22 protein-coding genes are annotated in these 20,324 nt (G+C 38.2%); 5 read left to right on the top strand and 17 right to left on the bottom strand.

Annotation, left to right across the window (positions count from 1 at the left end):
- Nucleotides 1-35 precede the first annotated feature (35 nt).
- Entirely contained in the window at nt 36-1,319 is a 1,284-nt protein-coding gene (locus Q7A53_RS07210) for an extracellular solute-binding protein (protein WP_411788467.1), read from the bottom strand.
- Nucleotides 1,320-1,615: 296 nt separating this feature from the next.
- On the opposite strand from Q7A53_RS07210, the gene Q7A53_RS07205 reads away from it, so the two are divergent.
- On the top strand, nt 1,616-3,379 hold the full coding sequence (locus tag Q7A53_RS07205) for a glycoside hydrolase family 13 protein (protein WP_411788466.1): 1,764 nt from the start codon (nt 1,616-1,618) through the stop codon (nt 3,377-3,379).
- Nucleotides 3,380-3,392: 13 nt separating this feature from the next.
- Here the strand turns inward: Q7A53_RS07205 and asnB are convergent, their stop codons facing one another.
- Nucleotides 3,393-5,237: an asparagine synthase (glutamine-hydrolyzing) gene (gene asnB, locus Q7A53_RS07200; RefSeq protein WP_411788572.1), complete on the bottom strand. Its 1,845-nt coding sequence runs from the start codon at nt 5,235-5,237 to the stop codon at nt 3,393-3,395.
- Nucleotides 5,238-5,526: 289 nt separating this feature from the next.
- Nucleotides 5,527-5,982, bottom strand: coding sequence for a lipocalin-like domain-containing protein (locus Q7A53_RS07195; RefSeq protein ID WP_411788465.1), 456 nt, complete (start codon nt 5,980-5,982; stop codon nt 5,527-5,529).
- A 324-nt stretch (nt 5,983-6,306) separates the two neighbouring features.
- Between Q7A53_RS07195 and Q7A53_RS07190 the strand changes: the two genes are divergently transcribed.
- Genes Q7A53_RS07190 through Q7A53_RS07180 form a run of 3 tightly spaced genes read left to right on the top strand, consistent with a single transcriptional unit; the run spans nt 6,307 to nt 10,369 of the window.
- The gene (locus Q7A53_RS07190; RefSeq protein WP_411788464.1) at nt 6,307-6,792 is read left to right on the top strand and encodes a MarR family winged helix-turn-helix transcriptional regulator; all 486 of its coding nucleotides are present in this window, start codon (nt 6,307-6,309) and stop codon (nt 6,790-6,792) included.
- The gene (locus Q7A53_RS07185) at nt 6,789-8,513 is read left to right on the top strand and encodes an ABC transporter ATP-binding protein (RefSeq protein WP_411788463.1); all 1,725 of its coding nucleotides are present in this window, start codon (nt 6,789-6,791) and stop codon (nt 8,511-8,513) included. The genes Q7A53_RS07190 and Q7A53_RS07185 overlap by 4 nt, the downstream gene beginning before the upstream one ends.
- On the top strand, nt 8,510-10,369 hold the full coding sequence (locus tag Q7A53_RS07180) for an ABC transporter ATP-binding protein (RefSeq protein WP_411788462.1): 1,860 nt from the start codon (nt 8,510-8,512) through the stop codon (nt 10,367-10,369). The genes Q7A53_RS07185 and Q7A53_RS07180 overlap by 4 nt, the downstream gene beginning before the upstream one ends.
- Nucleotides 10,370-10,436: 67 nt before the next feature.
- On the opposite strand, the gene Q7A53_RS07175 is transcribed toward Q7A53_RS07180, so the two are convergent.
- Nucleotides 10,437-10,739, bottom strand: a complete 303-nt coding sequence (locus Q7A53_RS07175) for a TIGR04104 family putative zinc finger protein (protein WP_411788461.1) — start codon at nt 10,737-10,739, stop codon at nt 10,437-10,439.
- Between the two features lie 86 nt (nt 10,740-10,825).
- Nucleotides 10,826-11,374, bottom strand: coding sequence for a GNAT family N-acetyltransferase (locus Q7A53_RS07170; protein ID WP_411788460.1), 549 nt, complete (start codon nt 11,372-11,374; stop codon nt 10,826-10,828).
- Between the two features lie 245 nt (nt 11,375-11,619).
- Between Q7A53_RS07170 and Q7A53_RS07165 the strand changes: the two genes are divergently transcribed.
- A complete protein-coding gene (locus Q7A53_RS07165; protein WP_411788459.1) occupies nt 11,620-12,258 on the top strand; it encodes a YczE/YyaS/YitT family protein in 639 nt (212 codons plus the stop codon).
- A gap of 148 nt (nt 12,259-12,406) precedes the next feature.
- Here Q7A53_RS07165 and Q7A53_RS07160 read toward each other — a convergent pair whose 3' ends face one another.
- From Q7A53_RS07160 to Q7A53_RS07105, 12 genes are all read right to left on the bottom strand, one after another.
- On the bottom strand, nt 12,407-12,760 hold the full coding sequence (locus tag Q7A53_RS07160; protein ID WP_411788458.1) for a hypothetical protein: 354 nt from the start codon (nt 12,758-12,760) through the stop codon (nt 12,407-12,409).
- A 182-nt stretch (nt 12,761-12,942) separates the two neighbouring features.
- Entirely contained in the window at nt 12,943-13,419 is a 477-nt protein-coding gene (locus Q7A53_RS07155) for a YjdJ family protein (protein WP_411788457.1), read from the bottom strand.
- An 88-nt stretch (nt 13,420-13,507) separates the two neighbouring features.
- Nucleotides 13,508-14,032, bottom strand: coding sequence for a P-loop NTPase family protein (locus Q7A53_RS07150; RefSeq protein WP_411788456.1), 525 nt, complete (start codon nt 14,030-14,032; stop codon nt 13,508-13,510).
- Between the two features lie 187 nt (nt 14,033-14,219).
- Nucleotides 14,220-14,654 (bottom strand): NUDIX hydrolase, encoded by a 435-nt coding sequence (locus tag Q7A53_RS07145; RefSeq protein WP_411788455.1) that lies wholly within the window; start codon nt 14,652-14,654, stop codon nt 14,220-14,222.
- A gap of 281 nt (nt 14,655-14,935) precedes the next feature.
- A complete protein-coding gene (locus Q7A53_RS07140; RefSeq protein ID WP_411788454.1) occupies nt 14,936-15,109 on the bottom strand; it encodes a hypothetical protein in 174 nt (57 codons plus the stop codon).
- A gap of 119 nt (nt 15,110-15,228) precedes the next feature.
- The gene (locus Q7A53_RS07135) at nt 15,229-15,684 is read right to left on the bottom strand and encodes an NUDIX hydrolase (RefSeq protein WP_411788453.1); all 456 of its coding nucleotides are present in this window, start codon (nt 15,682-15,684) and stop codon (nt 15,229-15,231) included.
- A gap of 276 nt (nt 15,685-15,960) precedes the next feature.
- Nucleotides 15,961-16,611 carry a DUF3108 domain-containing protein gene (locus Q7A53_RS07130; protein WP_411788452.1) on the bottom strand — a complete coding sequence of 217 codons (651 nt, stop codon included), beginning with the start codon at nt 16,609-16,611 and terminating at the stop codon, nt 15,961-15,963.
- A gap of 103 nt (nt 16,612-16,714) precedes the next feature.
- The gene (locus Q7A53_RS07125) at nt 16,715-17,275 is read right to left on the bottom strand and encodes a nucleoside/nucleotide kinase family protein (protein WP_411788451.1); all 561 of its coding nucleotides are present in this window, start codon (nt 17,273-17,275) and stop codon (nt 16,715-16,717) included.
- A 108-nt stretch (nt 17,276-17,383) separates the two neighbouring features.
- Nucleotides 17,384-18,220, bottom strand: coding sequence for an alpha/beta fold hydrolase (locus Q7A53_RS07120; RefSeq protein WP_411788450.1), 837 nt, complete (start codon nt 18,218-18,220; stop codon nt 17,384-17,386).
- 199 nt (nt 18,221-18,419) lie between these two features.
- Entirely contained in the window at nt 18,420-19,076 is a 657-nt protein-coding gene (locus Q7A53_RS07115; RefSeq protein ID WP_411788449.1) for a Type 1 glutamine amidotransferase-like domain-containing protein, read from the bottom strand.
- A 481-nt stretch (nt 19,077-19,557) separates the two neighbouring features.
- Nucleotides 19,558-19,755 (bottom strand): hypothetical protein, encoded by a 198-nt coding sequence (locus Q7A53_RS07110; RefSeq protein WP_411788448.1) that lies wholly within the window; start codon nt 19,753-19,755, stop codon nt 19,558-19,560.
- A 142-nt stretch (nt 19,756-19,897) separates the two neighbouring features.
- Nucleotides 19,898-20,248 carry a VOC family protein gene (locus tag Q7A53_RS07105; protein WP_411788447.1) on the bottom strand — a complete coding sequence of 117 codons (351 nt, stop codon included), beginning with the start codon at nt 20,246-20,248 and terminating at the stop codon, nt 19,898-19,900.
- Nucleotides 20,249-20,324 lie beyond the last annotated feature (76 nt).

Here is a 20,324-nt window from a genome sequence, read left to right as displayed (position 1 = left end):
CAGCACCTCATCGTCAGGTACTGCCCCACCATTCATTAATTTTCTGAGTGACTCAGTTCAATTTGACTCTTAATCGTTTTTGCAGCTTCATTTAAAGCTTTTTCTGGTTCAGATTTTCCCGTAGCCACTAATTGCAGCGCTTGGGCCATTGGCTCCCAAACCTCACTTACTTCTGGAATATTAGGCATAGGGTTTGCACGCTGTGACTGAACAGCAACAGCTTTTGCTCGTTCATTTTCCGCTATAATCGGATCATCTATTAAAGTTTTGATTGGAGGAATCTCAGAAGTTTTTTCAAAGCGAATTTTTGCATTTTCTTCATTAGATATCCACTCGATTAACTTAGTTGCCCACTCTTTATGTTCAGATTGTGCAGACAAATGCCATCCTTTTACCCCAACGAAAGTCTGAGGATACTTACCGTTTGGAAGTTTAGGAAGAGGCGTCACACCAAAGTCAATTCCCGCGTCATCTAGAGCTTGATAAGCCCAAGGACCGTCCATTGTGGAAGCTACTTTTCCTTCTTGAAAAAGCCCGTCTTTTGCGGAGCCGCCATTTTCGCCTATAATTCCAGAAGGAAAAATATTCTCATACCATTTTTGGATATATTGCGCTCCTTCAATAGCTCCTTCATTATTCACCCCTAAATCTTGAGGGTTTAACTTGCCATCTTGGCGATTAAACACATATCCGCCATACCCCGCCATGATTGCGTTTCCGAAGTAGAAGTTGTCCCAGAGAGCTAGGAATCCATATTTATCTTTTCCGCCAAAATCCTTTGAAAAATTATAAAGGTCCTCAAAAGTTTCAGGTGGTTCAGACATTAGATCCTTATTATAAATAAATACTGGAGTTTCAGTAGCTTTTGGAAGGCCATAAAGTTCTCCATCATACGTCTCGGCTTGAATAGAAGAATCTGTATACATATCTGTGACAGAGGATTCTACATCTAATGGTTCAATCAATCCTTCAGTAGCCAACTGACCAATTTGGTCATGCGGGAGTGTTAAAACATCAGGGCCAGTACCAGCAGGGCCATCCAGCCGCAGCTGTTCACGCATTTTCGTTGCCATATCAAGTTCTTTAAACTCCACTTTAATCCCATATTTTTCTTCGAAACTTTTAATTGCTGGTTTAAGGGCTACCCCTTTGTCTTTATCTTCCCAGATTACTAGTTTTTCAGGTTTATCTTGAGAATCGGCAGAATCTCCTGATCCTTCACTGGAACTATTTGCTTCTTTTGAACGATCTGGAGCACAAGCTGCCATCACCCCAATTAAAAGTAGCGCTGATAATAACATCCCTAACCATTTCTTCATGAATATTCCCCCTTCAAATATTTACTGCTCATTATGTATGAAATCGATGCAACAGGAAAACGATTGCACACATCACGATTTTTATTATACAATTTTTAGCATTTAATGCAAGCGGTTTCATAAAAATACTTTTATTTCTTATTTCTGCTATTATAAAGTTAAAATGGATTATACGTATGTTTTTTTGAATACATGCGTTGACTCTACCTCCTATATTATATAGTTTAGTAGTATATAATATTTTTTAGAAACGAGCTTATTTTAATGCAATCGTTTGTTCAGAAAGGATGAATTTAATGATAAAAGAAGCCATTTACCATCGACCTGGTAACAATTTCTCCTACGCTTATGATGAAAAGACGATTCATTTACGACTGCAGACGAAAAAAAATGACGTCGATCAAGTCACTCTACTATACGGAGATCCTTATGATTGGAAAGAAGATAAATGGCAGACTTATAGAAAGGTCATGTCCAAGTCAGGCAGCGATGATTTGTTTGACTATTGGTTTGCCTCTGTAGAGCCCCCTTACCGCCGCCTCCGCTATTCGTTTATAGTAGAAAGTGAAACAGAACATACGGTCTTTACGGAAAGAGGATTCTTTGATGAGCCACCACTTAAGGATATTGGGAACCACTTTTGTTTCCCCTATTTAAACGCGGCAGATGTCTTTCAAGCACCTGATTGGGTAAAGGATACGGTATGGTATCAAATCTTTCCGGAACGCTTTGCTAATGGAAATTCTGCAAATAATCCTGATGGCACATTGCCTTGGGGGAAAGCTGCACCTTCCCCTTCAAACTTTTTTGGTGGAGACTTTGAAGGTGTGCTCGAACACCTCGATTATTTAACGGAGCTTGGAATTAACGGGATTTACTTTACTCCTATTTTCACTGCTTATTCTAACCACAAGTATGATACGATCGATTACTTAGAGATTGACCCTCAATTTGGAGATAAAGAAATTTTCAAAGAGCTTGTAGAAGCCTGCCACCATCGCGGCATTCGCGTCATGCTGGACGCAGTCTTCAATCATAGCGGATATTACTTTCCGCCATTTCAGGATGTTCTCGCGAAAGGAAAACAATCCCCTTATTGGAATTGGTTTCACATATGGGGAGATGAAATTCACACCGATCCACCTAATTACGACACGTTTGGGTTTGTAAAAAGCATGCCCAAATTGAACACAGAGAACCAGGAAGTGAAAAACTATCTGCTTACAGTCGCGCGATATTGGGTTGAAGAATTTGATATTGACGGCTGGAGGCTGGATGTTGCAAATGAAATTGACCATGCCTTTTGGAGAGAATTTAGAAAAGAAGTAAAATCAGTCAAGCCTGACGCTTATATTCTTGGAGAGATCTGGCATGACTCCATGCCCTGGCTTCATGGGGATCAATTTGATGCGGTTATGAACTATCCGTTTACCAATGGAGTCATCAATTACTTTGCTAAAGGAGACCTGTCTGTTCAGCAATTTAAAGATATCATTGTTAAAGTGCTTCATATGTATCCTGAAACGGTGAACGAGGTGTCTTTCAATTTACTCGATAGTCACGATACGCCGAGAATTTTGACGCTGGCAGGTGAAAATATCCACAAAGTTAAACTTATGTACTTGTTTCAGCTTTCTTTCGTCGGTACACCCTGCATTTATTATGGTGATGAAGTAGGCATGAAGGGTGGAGCAGATCCAGAATGCCGTGCCTGCATGGTTTGGAATAAAGAACAGCAGGATCTAGACCTTTATCACTTTATTCAGCAGCTTCTTCAATTGCGGAAAGAAGAAATCGCATTTGGAAACCACGGATCTTTTTCTTTCGAAGGAGCATACGAAAATGTGCTTGTTTATCACAAGCAAACAGAGGAACAATCCTTACTTTTCTGCTTAAATAATTCAGAGAAAAAAGAGCAGTTCTATCTTCCTTTTGAGCCTGTCCGAACTCTTCTTAGTGACGGTGAGACTCAAATCATAGATAATAACCTGGAAATCTTGCCACAAGGTTATATTGTAATCGAATCCAATAAAAGGAAAAACCGCTCAGGAACATCCTGAGCGGTTTGCTGTATTAGTTTAATTGAATTCGATAGGATGTCAGCCAGTAGTCCACCTGACATAGATAGGCAATAAGCTGCGGTCCGGTCATAAGCTGGCCAAACCAAGGTGTCTGAATGGAGTTTCCTTTTGATTCTGTTAATTTTCGCACCTTGCTGCGATCAAACAAATCAAATAGCGGAGATTGAGTATTTGCAAGAATTTCTTCCATCCACGCACAGACTCCATTCGTATAATCCGGATGGAACGTTTTCGGATAGGGGTTTTTCTTCCGGAATAATACCCGATCTGGAAGCACTCCGCGCAGTGCTTCGCGTAGTAGTCCTTTTTCCTGATCTTTGTAGAACTTCATTTCCCAAGGAATATTCCAGGCGTATTCCACTAATCTGTGGTCAGAAAATGGTACACGGACTTCTAAACTTGCTCCCATACTCATCCGGTCTTTACGTTCTAATAACGTCTGCATAAACCAGTTCATATTTAAATAGAACATATACCTCTGCTGTTTAGCAGCTTCGCTTTCCCCCGCGAGCAGAGGTGTTTCGTCTAATGTTTCCTGGTACCTTTTCAGCATATGGTCTTCCACATTGAACTGATTTTCCAAGTCATCGCGCATTAAACCGACTCTTTCATTAATGGAACGGATCCAAGGAAAACCTTTTCTTTCTTTATCTTCCTTCCGGTAAAACCATGGGTACCCTCCAAAGATTTCATCGGCACATTCCCCAGATAGAGCTACCGTTACATGCTTCTTAATATTCTCACAAAACCAAAGCAGAGAGGAATCAACGTCCGCCATTCCTGGTAAATCACGCAATTCAACCGACCGTTTTAAGCGATCTACCAGTTCATCCGAGGAAGCTTTCATAACTAAATGATGCGTTTGATTCTGCTGGCTGACCAGCTTTATATATTCTTCATCTCGATCTGGCTGAAAGGAATTTCTTTTAAAGAATTTCTCCTGATCTTTGTAATCAATAGAAAATGTATAAAGAGGACTAAGCTGGTCTTTCTTATACTTTTCAGCGGCAATAGCTGTAATGGCACTGGAATCCAATCCTCCTGAAAGAAAAGTACCTAATTTAACATCAGAGACCAGCTGCCGATTTACAGCATCGAGAAACAATTCTCTTACTTTCGCTACCGTATCCGTCCATGAATCCTTGTGGGGTTCACTTTTCACATTCCAATACCTGTCTGTAACTAACTTTCCATTCTCCCACCATGCCCGGTGACCGGGGCGTAATTCATTAATATTTTTAAATATTCCATTTCCCGGTGTACGTGAGGGCCCAAGAGCAAGCACTTCATGGATACCTTCCCGATCTACTTTAGCCTCTACATCAGGATGAGCAAGAATCGCTTTCATTTCCGAAGCAAACATCAGTCCGCTGGAATGATCACTATAAAACAAGGGTTTTACCCCTAAACGGTCACGCGCCAAAAAGAGTCGTTGTTTTTTCTCCTCCCAAATACTGAAAGCGAAGATGCCGTTTAAATGTTCTACGCATCCTTTCCCCCATTCCATATAACTGACCAGCACTACTTCTGTATCGGAATGAGAGTTAAAGCTCCATCCCTTTGACTTTAAAGAATCTCTTACCTCATCGGTATTATAAAGTTCTCCATTATAACAGAGAACAAAACGCTCATCACGAGCTTCTCGAACCATCGGCTGCTTTCCACCCTGGGGATCCACAACAATTAACCGCTGGTGACCAAAGGAGGCGGCTCCTTTTATCCACTTCTGGTAGTCATCTGGACCCCGATGACTTAAGGTAGCCGCCATTTTATCTAATACCTTTTCTTTTTCATTTAATTTATTCTTGTAATCGATCCAGCCCACGATCCCGCACATCAGCTTCACCATCCCTTGCCGCTTGAAGTGATCGTCCCCTATATTCAGCTTCTCTGATGGAAAGCTGCAGGGACGAATAAAAAAACATCATAACTGATTATATGCAGGAAATGAAAACCTAATGAGAAAAACATTGACTTCTTCATTGATAATGATTATCATTGTTAATAACAGCCATATCCCCAATGGCAAGATCTACCCCCCTAGCCAGTCGATGAAGAACATAGGAAAGAAGCACCGGGCATTCATGCTCGGTGCTTCTTTCTAATTCAAGAGGGTTTAAAAGTTATTAAGATTCCGCCCTCTTCCAAATCAGTTTAGTATTTTGTTCTTGACCATGAATAAACACAGGCTGACTATTAATAATTAGGCGCTCATCTAGGAATTGAATGTACCTCGGCTGGTTATCTCCTGCCCAATTCGGGTTTAAGCTCACTTCCATTTGTTGTTCCACCATACCTTGGTCTTCAAATATCTGATAGGAACCTGAATAGGCAAGGTAGCCTTTAGCTGCTGCGATCATAGCATTATCCGGTCCTTGATGAATGTCCCCACCAGCATACAACGGCCTTCCTGAACTCATGATTTGCACGGACATAAATCCCTCTGCAAGAAAAATAGCCATTCCTGTGGCATCAGCTCCAAGTGGATAGGTAACATTTCCTCTTGAATCCATTACCTGATAACTCACTAACTCCCAGGCACCTGGAAGCATTTCTTGTATAGTTAATCTCTTGTTTTCCATACATCTACTACCCCTTTTTCACTTCTCATTCTCATTAGTATCAAGATTTAATCTTCTTAACTCCTTTATTACTCTTTACATTTTAACAAATTTCACGAAAGTTAGGATGGTGAACACCTTGAACGTTGAATCGCGGATAATTCCTCCTTTTATTTACGGGATTTTCTATTCGAAATTTTTTCTATATGCTTATCTTCTCCTCTCCCTCTTTAAAATAGTTTTAAATTGGGAAAAATTATCTTTGACTCTTCATCCAATTAGATCTAAAATTAAATAGTTCCAATATGAACAGTTCCTAATTGAATTATACTAAAGGAGTGAGAAATGAGTATGAAAAATGAAGATAACCTTCCCCGAGGCATTCAACTGCTGCGAGGATTCTCAAGACTAAATAAAAATATCGCACAATTTGTCCAGAAAACTGCAAGCATGAACAATTTATCCGTACCTCAATACACCATTTTAATCACCCTTTCTCTCGAAAAGGAAATGACCCAAAAATTAGTAGGCAAAAAAACTTTTTTACCAAAAAGTACGCTGAGTCAGTCGGTAGATGGCCTAGTTCAAGCTGGGCTTCTCCATCGGAAACAAGTCGAAGATAATCGCCGGGAGGTGCAGCTTTCCCTTAGCGAACAAGGGTTAGAACTCCTTTCGAGAATCCATTTGCAAGAAGGTAGCATTCACCAAATAACAAATTCTGCTGCAGACCTGTTCTCAGAAACACAATTTAAAGAATTTTTGTCTTCGCTTCAACAGCTTTCTATCTTTTTTGAAGAGCAAACATCGGAACAAGGGGATGATCATACATGATCAAATTATTAAAACATCTATCCGTTTACAAATGGATGATTATCGCTGTTTTCGTTCTTATTTTCCTACAATCAATGGCGAATCTTTACCTTCCCACTCTTATGTCTGACATTGTTGACAAGGGGGTAGTCGTGGGTAATGTTTCGTATATTTGGAAGATTGGTGGAGTCATGCTTGCTGTTTCTGCTCTTGGAGCGATTGCATCTGTAATAGCGAGCTACTATTCCTCTAAAGCAGCGATTGGCTTAGGGAGAGACGTACGAAGGAAACTTTTTTATCATGTTGAGAATTTCTCTCTCCAGGAATTTGATGAGGTAGGAACCGCCTCTCTCATTACCCGGTCTACAAACGACATTACTCAAGTTCAGCAAGTGACCATTATGATGCTGAGAATGATTATAGGAGCTCCGATTATGCTGGTCGGCGGGATTATTATGGCGGTTTTAAAGGATGCCAAGCTTGCTCTAGTCATTGTGCTGATCATGCCTGTCCTTATTGGATCCATCCTGTTAATTCTCTACAAAGGAATTCCTTTGTTCCGGACGGTGCAGAAAAAACTGGACCGCTTAAACCTTATCTTCAGAGAAAACCTCACGGGAATTCGAGTAATCCGTGCATTTAGCAGCGAAAAAGAAGAAAAAGAACGACTTAAACGAACAAATAAAGAGTTAACAGATGTATCGATTAAAGTAAACAAAATCATGGCGCTTATGATGCCTGTCATGATGTTAGTTATGAATTTAACGGTTGTTTTAGTTATTTGGTTCGGCGGAATACGTATTGACCATGGCGGTATGCAAATTGGTGATCTAATGGCTTTCATCCAATACGTCATGCAAATTATGTTCGCATTAGTTATGGCATCCATGATGTTCGTTATGGTTCCTCGGGCAGATGTTTCCGCAAAACGAATAAACCAGGTTTTGGAAATGGAACCGGCATTTGGAGATAACGGTGATCAACAAGCTGATCGCAGCAAAGGAACTCTTGAGTTTGACCACGTGACCTTTCATTATCCAGGAGCTGAGGAACCAGCATTGTCAGAGATTAGTTTCACAGCAAATCCCGGTGAGGTTACGGCTATCATTGGCGGTACAGGATCAGGGAAATCTACCCTGGTTCAATTAATTCCACGCTTTTATGAAATATCTAACGGCGCGATTCGTGTGAATGGAGTGGATATTAAAGAAGCTTCTCAAAGGGAAATCCGCTCTAAAATTGGTCTGGTTCCTCAAAAGGCGACGCTTTTCTCTGGAACCATCGCTGAAAACATTCGGTTTGGTAAAGAAGAAGCTTCCGAAAGTGAGCTCGTCCACGCGGCGCAAATTGCACAGGCAGAAGAATTTATTAACAAGCTTCCAGACGGTTATGATTCAGAAATCGAGCAAGGCGGATCAAATTTATCCGGAGGTCAAAAGCAGAGGTTATCTATTGCAAGAGCGCTGATCAGGCAGCCAGATCTATATATTTTCGATGACAGTTTCTCCGCTTTGGATTATCAAACGGATGCTCGCCTCCGTTCCGCTTTAATGGAAGAAACAAAAGAAGCAACGGTGGTCATTGTCGCTCAGCGTGTGAGTACCGTCATTGATGCAGATCGGATTATCGTTCTAGAAGAAGGCCGTATTGCAGGCACTGGCACTCATGAAGAGCTGATTGAAACGAGCGATGTTTACCGTGAAATTGTTAAGTCACAGCTCACAGAGGAGGAATCAGCATGAGTAACCAACGAAGACCTCAACGCGGAGGACCGGCGGGATTTGGCCCTGGCGGCGGGAATATGATGATGATGGGTCAAAAGCCAAAAAACTTCAAAGCAACTTTAAAAAGACTCATAGGTTACTTGAGACCTCGCAGCAAAGCATTAACGGCCGTTTTCTTCGCTGCGATATTAAGTACAGTCTTTTCGATTGTCGGACCTAAAATTATGGGTACTGCTATAACTGAATTGTTCGAAGGCGCTTATGATAAAATGAAAGGCGTCCAGGGGGGTGGAATTGACTTTCATCGGATTGCACAAATCTTATTCATATTAGCTGGACTTTATGTAATTAGCAGTATCTTCAACTTTATCCAGCAGTATATTATGTCCAGCGTCGCCCAAAAGACGGCCTATGACCTTAGGGAAGATGTAAACCAGAAGCTGGAAAAACTGCCGCTGCGTTATTTTGACAGTCATTCTAACGGGGATATTCTCAGCCGTATGACTAACGACATCGATACGATCAGCAGTACACTGCAGCAAAGCTTAACTCAGTTTATCACCTCAATCGTAACGATTGTTGGGATTGTCATTATGATGTTATCCATAAGTCCTTTATTGACTTTAATCTCGATCGTGAGTCTGCCACTCTCCATTTTTGCGATCAGGCCAATTTTAAAAAGGTCCCAGAAATATTTTGCAGACCAGCAGCGAACACTAGGTCAATTGAACGGCCATATTGAAGAAATGTTTACAGGTCATCAAGTCGTTAAAGCCTTTGGCCATGAAAAGAAAGCAGGCGACGAGTTCGACGACGTTAATGATGAATTATATCAAGCAGGCAGCAAGGCTCAGTTTATCTCTGGGATTATCATGCCGATCATGACCTTTATAGGAAATATCAGTTATGTTTTAATCAGTGTGGTAGGCGGGATACTGGTAACACAGCGGGCGATATCGATTGGTGATATCCAGGCGTTTATCACTTATACACGACAGTTCACTCAACCTATTACCCAAACCGCTAATATCGCGAACATCATCCAATCTACTGTCGCTGCAGCTGAACGAGTATTTGAACTGCTTGATGAGAAAGAAGAGGAAAAAGAAAATGCATCCCAGCATATAGGTGAAAAATCCGGCACCGTCACTTTCGAACACGTGGACTTTGGGTATGAGAATGATTTACTTATCGAGGATATGAACATAGCGGTCCAGCAAGGACAGACCGTAGCAATCGTTGGTCCTACCGGAGCTGGAAAAACGACGCTTATTAATCTGTTAATGCGCTTTTATGAATTGAATGGCGGCAGCATTAAAATAGATGGGATAGATACAAGAGAGCTATCCAGAAGCGAACTGCGTCAAAACTTTGGAATGGTTCTTCAGGATACCTGGCTGTTCAACGGAACCATTAAAGAAAATATTGCTTATGGTAAAAAGGACGCAACCGAGGAAGAAATTATTTTGGCTGCAGAAATGGCCCATGCGGACCATTTCATTCGGACTCTGCCAGAAGGCTATGACACGATTTTAAATGAAGAAGCATCCAACATTTCTCAAGGCCAGAAACAGCTGATAACCATAGCTCGGGCCATTTTAGCAGACCCTTCGATTATGATATTAGATGAGGCTACCTCAAGCGTGGATACCCGGACTGAGGTCCTGATCCAGCAGGCCATGAATCATCTAATGGCGGGGCGTACCAGTTTCGTCATTGCCCACCGCCTATCTACAATCCGTGACTCTGACCTCATTCTCGTCATGGATCAGGGCACCGTTATCGAACAAGGCACACATGAAGAGCTCTTAGCTCAAGAAGGTTTCTATTTTGACCTGTACAATAGCCAGTTTTCTAAGAAAGCCGCTGGGTAAATGCAAAGAGGGAGCGAATGCCGCTCCCTCTTTTACATACATAATGTTGTGTGAGCCTCACTTCTAGTTAAAACCATCTTTCTTCATCATTTGTCAATTGAACAATAGAGGGATATATAACGAACAAGCTTGTTAAGAGAATTAAAATAACAACGCCTGCTATCCAATCTGGGATATGGAATAGGAGTAAAAGAAGAAGCACTATTGGCAAAACGGGCACTAAAGAGTAAGAGATTTTCAATGACCTTGCTGTAAAATATAGTTTCTGTCCACATTGATCACACACCAATGGATATTGTTTCTTCCCTAACGTTTCCTTAATAATGTACCAACGTGATATGCGGTTGCCGCAAGAGCTGCACTTCTTCATATTCTCCCCCTCTCTAAGATTGCATGCCGTTTCAGGCGCAATGAGGTAATAGCTCCTTGTTCGTTCTACGTTTCATCTATAAAAATTCATTCCCCATGAAATCTTGCCATCATTACGGTATTATAGAATTCCCCATCCGATAGCTGCTTGTCTTTCTTTAAAATACCTTCGATTACAAAACCAAATTTCTTATAGAGATTAATAGCTTTATCATTCGTTTCCATGACATTCAAAGTTACTTTCTTAATTCCAGCTTCATCTGCCCAGTGAACAGTTTCTCGCAGCAAATTCCCCCCTATCCCTAATCCCCAGAATGCTTTTAAAATAGCCAAGCCAAATTCAGCTTTATGGGCACTTCTCTTCAACACTTTCCCTTCACATCTGGAATAGCCTACAATTTCCCCATTTACTTCTGATACTAAAAAAAGATTATTTCCCCGCTGTGCATCTTCCTTTATGAGTTGTTTAAAAGCTTTTTCATCGATATAATCTTCCCCTTGTTCTCTATCTAAGTTCTCGGTTTCCCCGTCAATTTTCAGTCTGATTTCAGACAAGCGCTTAGCATCCTCTTCTCGTGCCGATCTAATCCAGTATTCCACTTCATGATTGTGAAATTGTTTATGTTGTAGTTCCAAGGTAGATCTCTCCTTCTCTCATTTTGCGCTTGTCAATTATCCTTCATCTTCTTTAATTGGATAAGCAAATGCTTCACCCTTACCTTCCCGCAATGGTTGTTTTCTTATGGACCCTAACTAAAATCAGAATAATTCTATAAGATTTTACGATTGACGGTAAAATCAATCCCTAATAAAATTGTGTTCAGATTTTTAGAGGAAGGTCTCTATTATCATGACTTTATTATGGAAGGGAGGAGTTCGTCATGCTTTATCGTTCCTTTGTTTACCTGGCAGGAATGCTCATTAATTTCTTTGGAGTTGCGCTCTTGATTAATGCTTCATTAGGGGCTGGATTTTGGACATCATTTTTTATCGGTGTCACAGACCACCTCGGTTTTACGGTAGGATTTTGGTACGGTACATTTCAACTCATCATCATTTTCGTTAATGCGAAATTAATGAAGCAGCGGCCCGAACCAAGGGCAGTTGTTCCTGTATTTTTAGAAAGTATTACTCTGGATTTTTGGCTGGAAGTCGTTTTTAAAAACGTAAATCTAACTTCAGCACCTTTTGTATTGCAAGTATTAACTTTATTAGCAGGGGTAGTGATCATTGGGCTGGGGGTCGCCATTTACATTCTGCCTCAGTTCCCGCGTGCACCTGTGGATCAGTTATTCTTAGCCGTCAGCGCTCGTTTCAACTTAAGCATTCAGTCTGGACAAACAGTAGTAGCAGTAATCATGACGTCTCTTGCCTTGTTGATAGGTGGACCTGTAGGGCTTGGAACATTAGCTCCTATGTTATTCCTAGGTCCAGTTATCCAGCTTTGTTATATTAGAGCCTACCCGCTTTATTATAAATTTCATCCTGACGGAGAACGCGTTTATCAAGAGGCTGTCTAAATGCTCTTGGTTAGACAAATCGAATGGCACGGTAAAGGTTTAGTATAGTTATGAGCTCCCTGACAAAGAAGAACTTCCTATTTCACGGGAGTTCCTCTTTTTTAATTGGGCTTATTTCATTAATGGACCGTTTACTAAAATACCTATATCAACATTCACTTCTAGTATGTATTCGCTGCTCAAGCATCGCAATGATACCTATTGGAACTCCGAAAATAATATACACAGTTAATACAGGAATAATTCCTTCGGTAGTCATGGTGTTATTTAGAAGGATAACAGTAAGCAAAAATAGAGTTATAAAAGTAAAAAACAAGCCTATTCCCTTTTGTTTTTTATGAAAAGCAGATATTCCATTCACTACAGTACTTCCTGTAGCCAATCCCAACATTATTTGTATTGACGGAGATACTAGTAATTCACCATTATGTGTCATTAAAGCTAAACTTGAAAATAGCGCTGTCGTAGTTCCAAAAATAATTGAAAATAGTTTTTTAAACAAAGTATCCCTTCTTTTTATACAACGTCTTTCTCTTTTTGATTCATATCTTTGTATCTTTCATTATCTTCCTTTGCCCTAGCCTGGTTTTCAGTTAAAGTCGAATTCTGTGTAAATCTTTTCTATGTACGATGGTTAGAAGTTTGTTTAAGACAGAAAAAATGGTTTTGTTCCTTGTGCTTCGCCTATGCAGTGCCTCCCTTGCCTATATTAAATGAGCCGAAATACAGGATCGCTGCTATTCCTAAAGATAAGAAAGCAAATAACGACCAGATATAAAATAAAATTTGCCCGCCTACTGTAGGTGAATGATGTATTAATAGGTTAAGAATCAGAAAGATGATTCCCCAGAAGGAAAGATAATATGCAAATCTTTTTGGTCTGTATTTAAAAAAGTGATAGCCAATAAGGAAGATGATATATACACTGCTTAAGACCATAACTATAGGAAAGGCAGGCTGAAACTTCGCGGCATATACAAAGTAATCAACTTGTGAAATTTGATCCCTGCTTTCCACTCCCCCGTGAAGGATGTGCGAAATCGGGGTCGAATAATTCCATTCCCAGGGTTTCTGCAGGAGGGTACTTCCCTCATACCAAGCAACTAGTGTGGAACCCGTGAGTAATACAATTAAAATAGAGAACTGTATTAAAATCAACACATGAATCCCCCTTAATACATTAAATTCAGCTTTGTTTATTCATAATTTAATGGGATATTAAAGTTTCGAGATATCTCTGAATAAATCTTTAACTTTCGCAGACTTTAGTTAAGTGTTTCTTGATTAATTTGACGTTTGTAGTAACTTCTATCTTGTCATTATGTCTGCCATAGATATTGAAAAAATTAACTTTTCCCACGTTCTCGAAATATCGGTTCCATTTAAACATTTTAAGGAACATTTTGAATGTGGGTTTATAATTTGATTTTTCTAATCGGAGTTTTTGTTTAATAAACCTCTTTATAATACGATAGGTTCTTATTGAATATCTTGTATCTAAAAAAATGATCATATCTGCATTATGCAAACTGTTGCTTACCCAATCTTCATTGTGAACTCCTTCAATTATCCAACTTTCAGATAGTATTATACTATTTAGATACTCTTCTCTTTCTTGTTCAGTTCTTCTTATATCTCCAGACTTTTTCCGTATCCAAACTACATTATCTAATTCGTAATATGGTATATCTAACTTTGACGATAATTCTCTTGCTAAAGTCGTTTTACCACTTCCGACAGAGCCAATAATATGTATCTTTTTTGGAATTGCCATTTAAGAAAAACCACCTTTTGGATGCTCATTTGTTCTTCAGTGTAGACCCGAGGAACTCTGATCCCGTCCGCTATACCGTCTGGTTTGTAATAACAAAGTCAGCTACTTTATATCTCTCTTCCCCACTAGTTAAACACTTGGTTTCGAGATATTATCAATTTAAGCTTTAGCTAGCGATCATTAACATCTATTTAACTTTCGATTTCATAAGAGTATCAGATTCCCTTATACTATCGATTAACCACACTGGACTTTTAGGGTGTTTAATTATTTCATCAGTTGTCATCCAATATACATGGTCAACTTCATCTGGACTTTTAACAAATGGAGCACCGTCTGCTAACTCACATAAGAACACAATATCAATTACCTCACTACCATCATCCAATTGAAAAGAAGTGTTTCTAACATACTCCATCTTATCTCCTACTTTAATTCCGACTTCCTCAAAAAGTTCCCGCCTTAAAGTTCGCTCCAAAATATTTCTGGAGTTTCCTTCTTTTTCAACAGTGCCGCCCACAAGCGACAGAAGTCCTCCAGCATGTTCTTCTTTTTCACTTCGTCCAATTATTAACCACTTATTATCTTTTTTAACAGCTGCTTCAACATTAAGGTAAAACATATATTTTGCCTCCTAGTCATATTGACAAACAATGTTTTTAAATAGGTTAGTCAATATTTTAAAATCTTTTGAGCATCAGTAGGAAACTGTGGAGTTATATCCACCTTAGAGACTCTAACTTTACTCATTTGAACCACTCCCTAGAAATATTTTAAATACCGTTTTCTCTAAGAGACCTTTAAGAAGTTAGCTGTAAAGGCAGAATACTAAATTGAACAATCGCCCCAGGTTGTTTTAGACTCGAAGTCAAGATACTATTGGAAAACTAAAACAAGAGGTGTTTACGATTTGTCTCTACGTCCAAACTTTCCTGTTATAGGAAGAGTGAAACCGCCTATCGTTAAGCCTAGTACAAGTGCCCATTCTATTTCACCAAATATGAAGTATCCGAAGAGAATAGCAGGGACTGCATAAGTAAGTGCAGAGATAAGACGATCTTTTGTTCTTTTATTCATCTTACAATTCTCCTCCTACTACTTATATTTAATCCAAACTCTTGTTCCATTTTTCTTTTGAATACATGGGGGGTAGAATAGTCGTTTTACTACTCTACTTCGAGTTATTTCGAATAACATTAATACAATATTGTCTTCTTTAGGTCATCTAAGATTGTTTGGTTATTAGGAGTCATTTGAGGTAAAGAATTTAGTTCAAAGAAACGTAAATCGCTTGTCTCATCTAGATCTACTGTAGGTGTACCTTCGTATTTTTTACTTATGTAGATAACGTTAACAAAATAGACTTCGTCTCCATTTGGGTAAATGTAATGTTGAGAGTCCCCAGAATAAATATTAAAAAGCTCTAGATCCTGTACTCGTAAACTTGTCTCCTCAAATACTTCTCTTTTAACAGTATCTTCTACTGCTTCTCCAACTTCCACTGCTCCTCCAGGGTGAGACCATTGATGGTTATCCTTTCTATGCTGCATTAATACCCGATTTTGCTCATCTAGAATTAGACAACCTGCCACGCTAACAACGAGGGGCATAGTTCCAACTTTTTTACGTACTTTCATAATATAGTCAGCCATGGACACACTCCTTTCTATTCATAAAAATCTATATACTTATAAGAATTAATACGATCTTGTAGGGTACCACTATGAAACTCAATTTTATGACCATCAGGATCTGTAAAAATTAATCATTTTTTTCACGACTATCTCTTCTTCAATTTGACAGAGTGTTTATATTCCTATCCATTAACTCTTTGTATGGGTGTTCAAAGTCATTTTGTTCAATGGAAAGGGCTATGTAAGTGTAAGACTTTGAGATTTCTTCAATAGACCCGTTAAAACTACATCCCATTATTCCCTTTCAAATATCATCTTTTTATTAGGAGATAAAACATTTTCTTGTTTAAATAGTTCTTTATCATTTATGCTAATCCAATAAAACTGTATATTACCGTCAAAGTTCACTTCAACTTGCCAAGATTCAACGCAATCCATTCCGCACTTTTTTACAAAGTCAGTTGACACCACCCTTATAACAACATTTATTACTTCCTCTTTACCAGGGTGAAAAGCAAAAAGGTTAGTAATATATCTTTGATGTAAGGGTAATAACCGAATAACCATCTCAACTGAATGACTTTCAAATAGTTGGTTTTCTATTTTTATAATTTTTTCCGAATCACCTTGAATTAACCGTATGAACGATTCAAAATACTCTACTTTTTTGAAAGAACCTTTTCTAGAAATATGATGTGTGTATGGTTTAAATGTATCTTTGGAAAATATTGATGTTGCTTCTATATCTCCTAACAAATCAGATTTCAATATTTGACTCCTTTTTATCATTTTTTTGGATTTATATACTTCTTTAGTAATTCTTTCAGTCGTGAATCCAACTTGTTTTCTTAAGTTTCTTTCTTGGATTATTACTACCTTCTTATCCACTATATTCTTGAAAGAAGACCACGGAACAGATGGATCTCCTGGTAAAATAAACGCCATTTTCCTCCCCCTTAATGCAATTTACTTCTTCACATTGTTGCTCGTTAGTAGAAAGGCGATAACTGTTGTGTAACTACCACTACCTAAACCGTAAGATTCAATATCAAGACACCGTTGATGAAGATTCGATTTTCAACTTTTTTAAGATAGCATCTACTAATTTAGAAACTGTCATAGCTCCATCCATGATAAAGTCTGCGTTAGGTTTTATTGTATCTTCCATTTCTAAATAGGCATCTCTTCCTGAAATTAAATAGAATTCTATATCATTTAGGATCTCAATAGACGCTGCATAAGGAAAGTCCCTTATCAATCGTCTCCCCATAGCTATATCTAATGGAGTTTCAATATAAATCGACAAATCAATAAAGTTTTTCAGTTTATCATTCTTATATGAAAACGGGTAATCCATTATTATGTATTCAGGGGGAACGTCTCCTTCTATTAACGACTTTAAATCTGCAATAAGAGGGTCCAAGTTCCACTGGTTGTAATCAGGACCCTCTTTAACCCATTGAGTTAGATCGTCCGGAGCCCCATGAAAATCATAGTTATCAAAAAACAATGTTTCAGCGTGTCTAAACCTGTTTCTCAGCTCCTTAGTTACTGCCGTTTTTCCCCCACCTGAAACTGAAGCAATTGATATCACTTTTGTCTTATACAATTGATTAACCACCCTCTCTATTGTTTAAAATTTACAGGAAATAGCCACTTGACGCCTTGAAATCGAGATAATGGACATTTTAAAAATTGCTGAAACTTGAATTAGGTTTTATTTGTGGTTTATTACCCATTTATTCATTTGATCACAAATATACTTCGGAGCTTCCCAATAGAGATCGTGAGAAACACCCTCAACATCAATGACATTTAAATTCATATACTGTTTTAATCTATGAATTTCATTATTTCTAACTAAATTGAATTCTTCGGGTATTGTGCTTTTAAGTAACAATACAGGAATTTCTATTCCTGATAGAGTATCATCAGATGGTTCATAGAATGTACATTTTACTAATTCCTTTGCCGTATTAGAGCTTACGATTAATTCTACCTGACCATTATTTTCTTTCATACTTTGTTTGGATAATCTTATCAAGCTATTGGATAATCCTGCATCCACAAGTTCATTTTCATAATCTTCCCAGGATGAAAATCTGTAATTGCTAATATGCTGCTCCACCTTCATCAATTCTTCTCTAAGAGAATTTTCAGGCATATGACTTGCTCTAATATATCCTCCATCCAATAATATCAGTGAATTTAAGGAATGTTTTTTAGCATAAGCTAACCCAATATATCCACCAATTGAATGCCCAGCAATATGTAAATTATTTAAGCCATAATGTTCTATAACCTTTTTTAGCCATTCTGTTAAATAGTCAACAGAAATATCACCATTATCATTAATAAGTGAGGAACCCCCATGACCGGGCAAATCTAATGCAATTACTCTAAATTCTTCACTTAACATTCTTGCTAATTCGTCAAAACTAATCCCCGTACTTCCGAGACCATGCAATAATACAATCGTTTGTTTTTGGTGATTTCCCCACTTATATATCTTTACTTTTAATTTATCTGCTAATGTTATTATTTCTGATAGCATTTTTACCTCCTGAATTGGGAACTGTCTTTGTCGTATAAGCCTCCGTTCTATAAGACTTGTATTCGAGATACTCTTATACTTTCAGCTTACTCGGTTGACGTAGAATATGTAATACATTTACATGTTTTCCATAACTAAATGCAAAATAGAGAGATGCTAAAAAAAATTATTACAATTAATCTTTAGCCAATCACCTTAACTAGATCGTCTCATCCAATTTCTGAATTTGTGATTGAGAAATTAAATATACATCCCCAATGATATCAATTGTGTTCCCCTTTATACGAACAGCACAATCTTTGTTAGACGCATAAATATTTATTTCTTCTGACAAGGGAGACAGTTCTCTTTGAACAAGCTCCATGTTGTTTTCAAGATCGAAGTGAGATAAAATGGAAATTTCGTCAAGGCCGATTCCTTTGTAAACAGAACTTACTTCAACTTCATCTCCAAAGTTTTTTGAGCATAACCATTTAGCGGACATGTTGATTGCACCAGCACTTGCGCCCATCACCACGGCTCTGCTATTTTTAATCCATTCCGATAATTTATATTCCATCAAAAAAACATTTTGATTAAGAATGTTTCCACCCAATAAGAAAATAACTGAAGCATTGTGAATTAACTTTTGGACTTCCTCCTTCTGGACGCGATAATTTATTAAATGATACTCATCAAACATAATGCCTGCCTGATCAAGCCATGACCGTTCAGTAGCACCATCATCTCCATAAAGAGATGGATTCGAGCTAATCATAACCATAGATTTTCTATCAGTGATATCCTCCTTTAAAACCTTACTAAGATTCTCAGGAAATAAATTTTCAAACCAACCTAAATAATAATGTGTTTTCATAAGTACCTCCCTTAGTAAAATGTTAACCATCATACATTCCCAGTGTTACTCTTACTGTTTTCTTTGCTCACTAGAACTAAAGTCCATTTAATTTTGTTCTTCAGCAAATGAGGAAACCAATTTATATTTGCTTCTTCTAATTCTCCTTGCTTTGAGCCGTACAAATTCGAGATTGTAACGGTAGGAGGAATAAAATCATAATTTTCACCAATACACCCCGATTATAAAAACACGAGAAAATTATAGAACCCATTAGAATTCTTTTCATATTTAATCCCCTACCTTTATACAGTAAACTTAGATAATATAAGTTTATCATAATTGGAATTAATTACCTTAATCGACATATTTCCATTACAACTTCTGTCAAATACATTAAGAAGAGGGCAATTATTCTGTTATAGAATTGGACACAGACTCGGGTCCGAGATATCTTAGTGTTTTTTAACTCTAGCACCCTTTAACGATTAAAATTTAAAGCTTAAATTCCATATCTTAGAAGGAGAAAGCTACTTACCCATAACACAATTGCAATTTGTGTTAGTAAATACATAGCAAATTCAAAGGTTGTGAGCTTTCTTTTTCGCTTTGTTTTTTTCAACTGCCTTACATAAAATAATGAACATAAGAGTAGTATAGCTATCGATAATTCATATATGTTTTCTAGAACGTTAAACATAAGAAGAGACTCCTCGATCGCAATTATAGTGAGAAAAGACGGCTATTATTGACTAATGTCCCTATTCTGTAGTAACTAGTAACTAACACAAAAACTGGCAGCTCCACCCAATTGAGTAAAAACTCAAACCTGCCTGATTAATTTATACATGAGTTAAAATATTGACTAGTTTCCCGAACGGATCTCTAACGTAGAAACGTCGAACTCCCCACGGTTCTGTAGTTGGTCCATATTCAAATGGAACTCCAGCTTCTTCTATACGAGTAAGAACTTCGTCTAGGTTATCAACTTCAATTGACAAATCAGGTACTGGTGTACCAGACCCTCCTTCAGATAAAAAACTTATTTGAGTAGCCATTTTCTCATTAGACCCATAGGTTGCAATAAATCCTAGGTCCATTAATTGATCGAGACCTAGGATTTTCTCGTAAAATTGTTTTGCTTTGGAAGTGTCCTGCGTTTCAATATTTGCAACAATTCGCTTGACTTTCATTCTTACACCCCCATGGTATTTTGAATTTAAGCTTTCTCGTTAATCCTCAAAATTGCCTTATGTAGAATAACTTCCG

Origin of the sequence: Halobacillus rhizosphaerae, from assembly GCF_046719735.1 — a bacterium.
Taxonomy (GTDB): domain Bacteria; phylum Bacillota; class Bacilli; order Bacillales; family Halobacillaceae; genus Halobacillus_B; species Halobacillus_B rhizosphaerae.
This window is presented reverse-complemented; position numbering and strand designations above follow the sequence as displayed.

Coding starts and splice junctions, on each gene's coding strand:
- Q7A53_RS07210 (WP_411788467.1), bottom strand. CDS start 1,319: ATGAAGAAATGGTTAGGGATGTTATTATCAGCGCTACTTTTAATTGGG.
- Q7A53_RS07205 (WP_411788466.1), top strand. CDS start 1,616: ATGATAAAAGAAGCCATTTACCATCGACCTGGTAACAATTTCTCCTAC.
- asnB (WP_411788572.1), bottom strand. CDS start 5,237: ATGTGCGGGATCGTGGGCTGGATCGATTACAAGAATAAATTAAATGAA.
- Q7A53_RS07195 (WP_411788465.1), bottom strand. CDS start 5,982: ATGGAAAACAAGAGATTAACTATACAAGAAATGCTTCCAGGTGCCTGG.
- Q7A53_RS07190 (WP_411788464.1), top strand. CDS start 6,307: ATGAGTATGAAAAATGAAGATAACCTTCCCCGAGGCATTCAACTGCTG.
- Q7A53_RS07185 (WP_411788463.1), top strand. CDS start 6,789: ATGATCAAATTATTAAAACATCTATCCGTTTACAAATGGATGATTATC.
- Q7A53_RS07180 (WP_411788462.1), top strand. CDS start 8,510: ATGAGTAACCAACGAAGACCTCAACGCGGAGGACCGGCGGGATTTGGC.
- Q7A53_RS07175 (WP_411788461.1), bottom strand. CDS start 10,739: ATGAAGAAGTGCAGCTCTTGCGGCAACCGCATATCACGTTGGTACATT.
- Q7A53_RS07165 (WP_411788459.1), top strand. CDS start 11,620: ATGCTTTATCGTTCCTTTGTTTACCTGGCAGGAATGCTCATTAATTTC.
- Q7A53_RS07150 (WP_411788456.1), bottom strand. CDS start 14,032: ATGGCAATTCCAAAAAAGATACATATTATTGGCTCTGTCGGAAGTGGT.
- Q7A53_RS07145 (WP_411788455.1), bottom strand. CDS start 14,654: ATGTTTTACCTTAATGTTGAAGCAGCTGTTAAAAAAGATAATAAGTGG.
- Q7A53_RS07140 (WP_411788454.1), bottom strand. CDS start 15,109: ATGAATAAAAGAACAAAAGATCGTCTTATCTCTGCACTTACTTATGCA.
- Q7A53_RS07135 (WP_411788453.1), bottom strand. CDS start 15,684: ATGGCTGACTATATTATGAAAGTACGTAAAAAAGTTGGAACTATGCCC.
- Q7A53_RS07130 (WP_411788452.1), bottom strand. CDS start 16,611: ATGGCGTTTATTTTACCAGGAGATCCATCTGTTCCGTGGTCTTCTTTC.
- Q7A53_RS07120 (WP_411788450.1), bottom strand. CDS start 18,220: ATGCTATCAGAAATAATAACATTAGCAGATAAATTAAAAGTAAAGATA.
- Q7A53_RS07115 (WP_411788449.1), bottom strand. CDS start 19,076: ATGAAAACACATTATTATTTAGGTTGGTTTGAAAATTTATTTCCTGAG.
- Q7A53_RS07110 (WP_411788448.1), bottom strand. CDS start 19,755: ATGTTTAACGTTCTAGAAAACATATATGAATTATCGATAGCTATACTA.
- Q7A53_RS07105 (WP_411788447.1), bottom strand. CDS start 20,248: ATGAAAGTCAAGCGAATTGTTGCAAATATTGAAACGCAGGACACTTCC.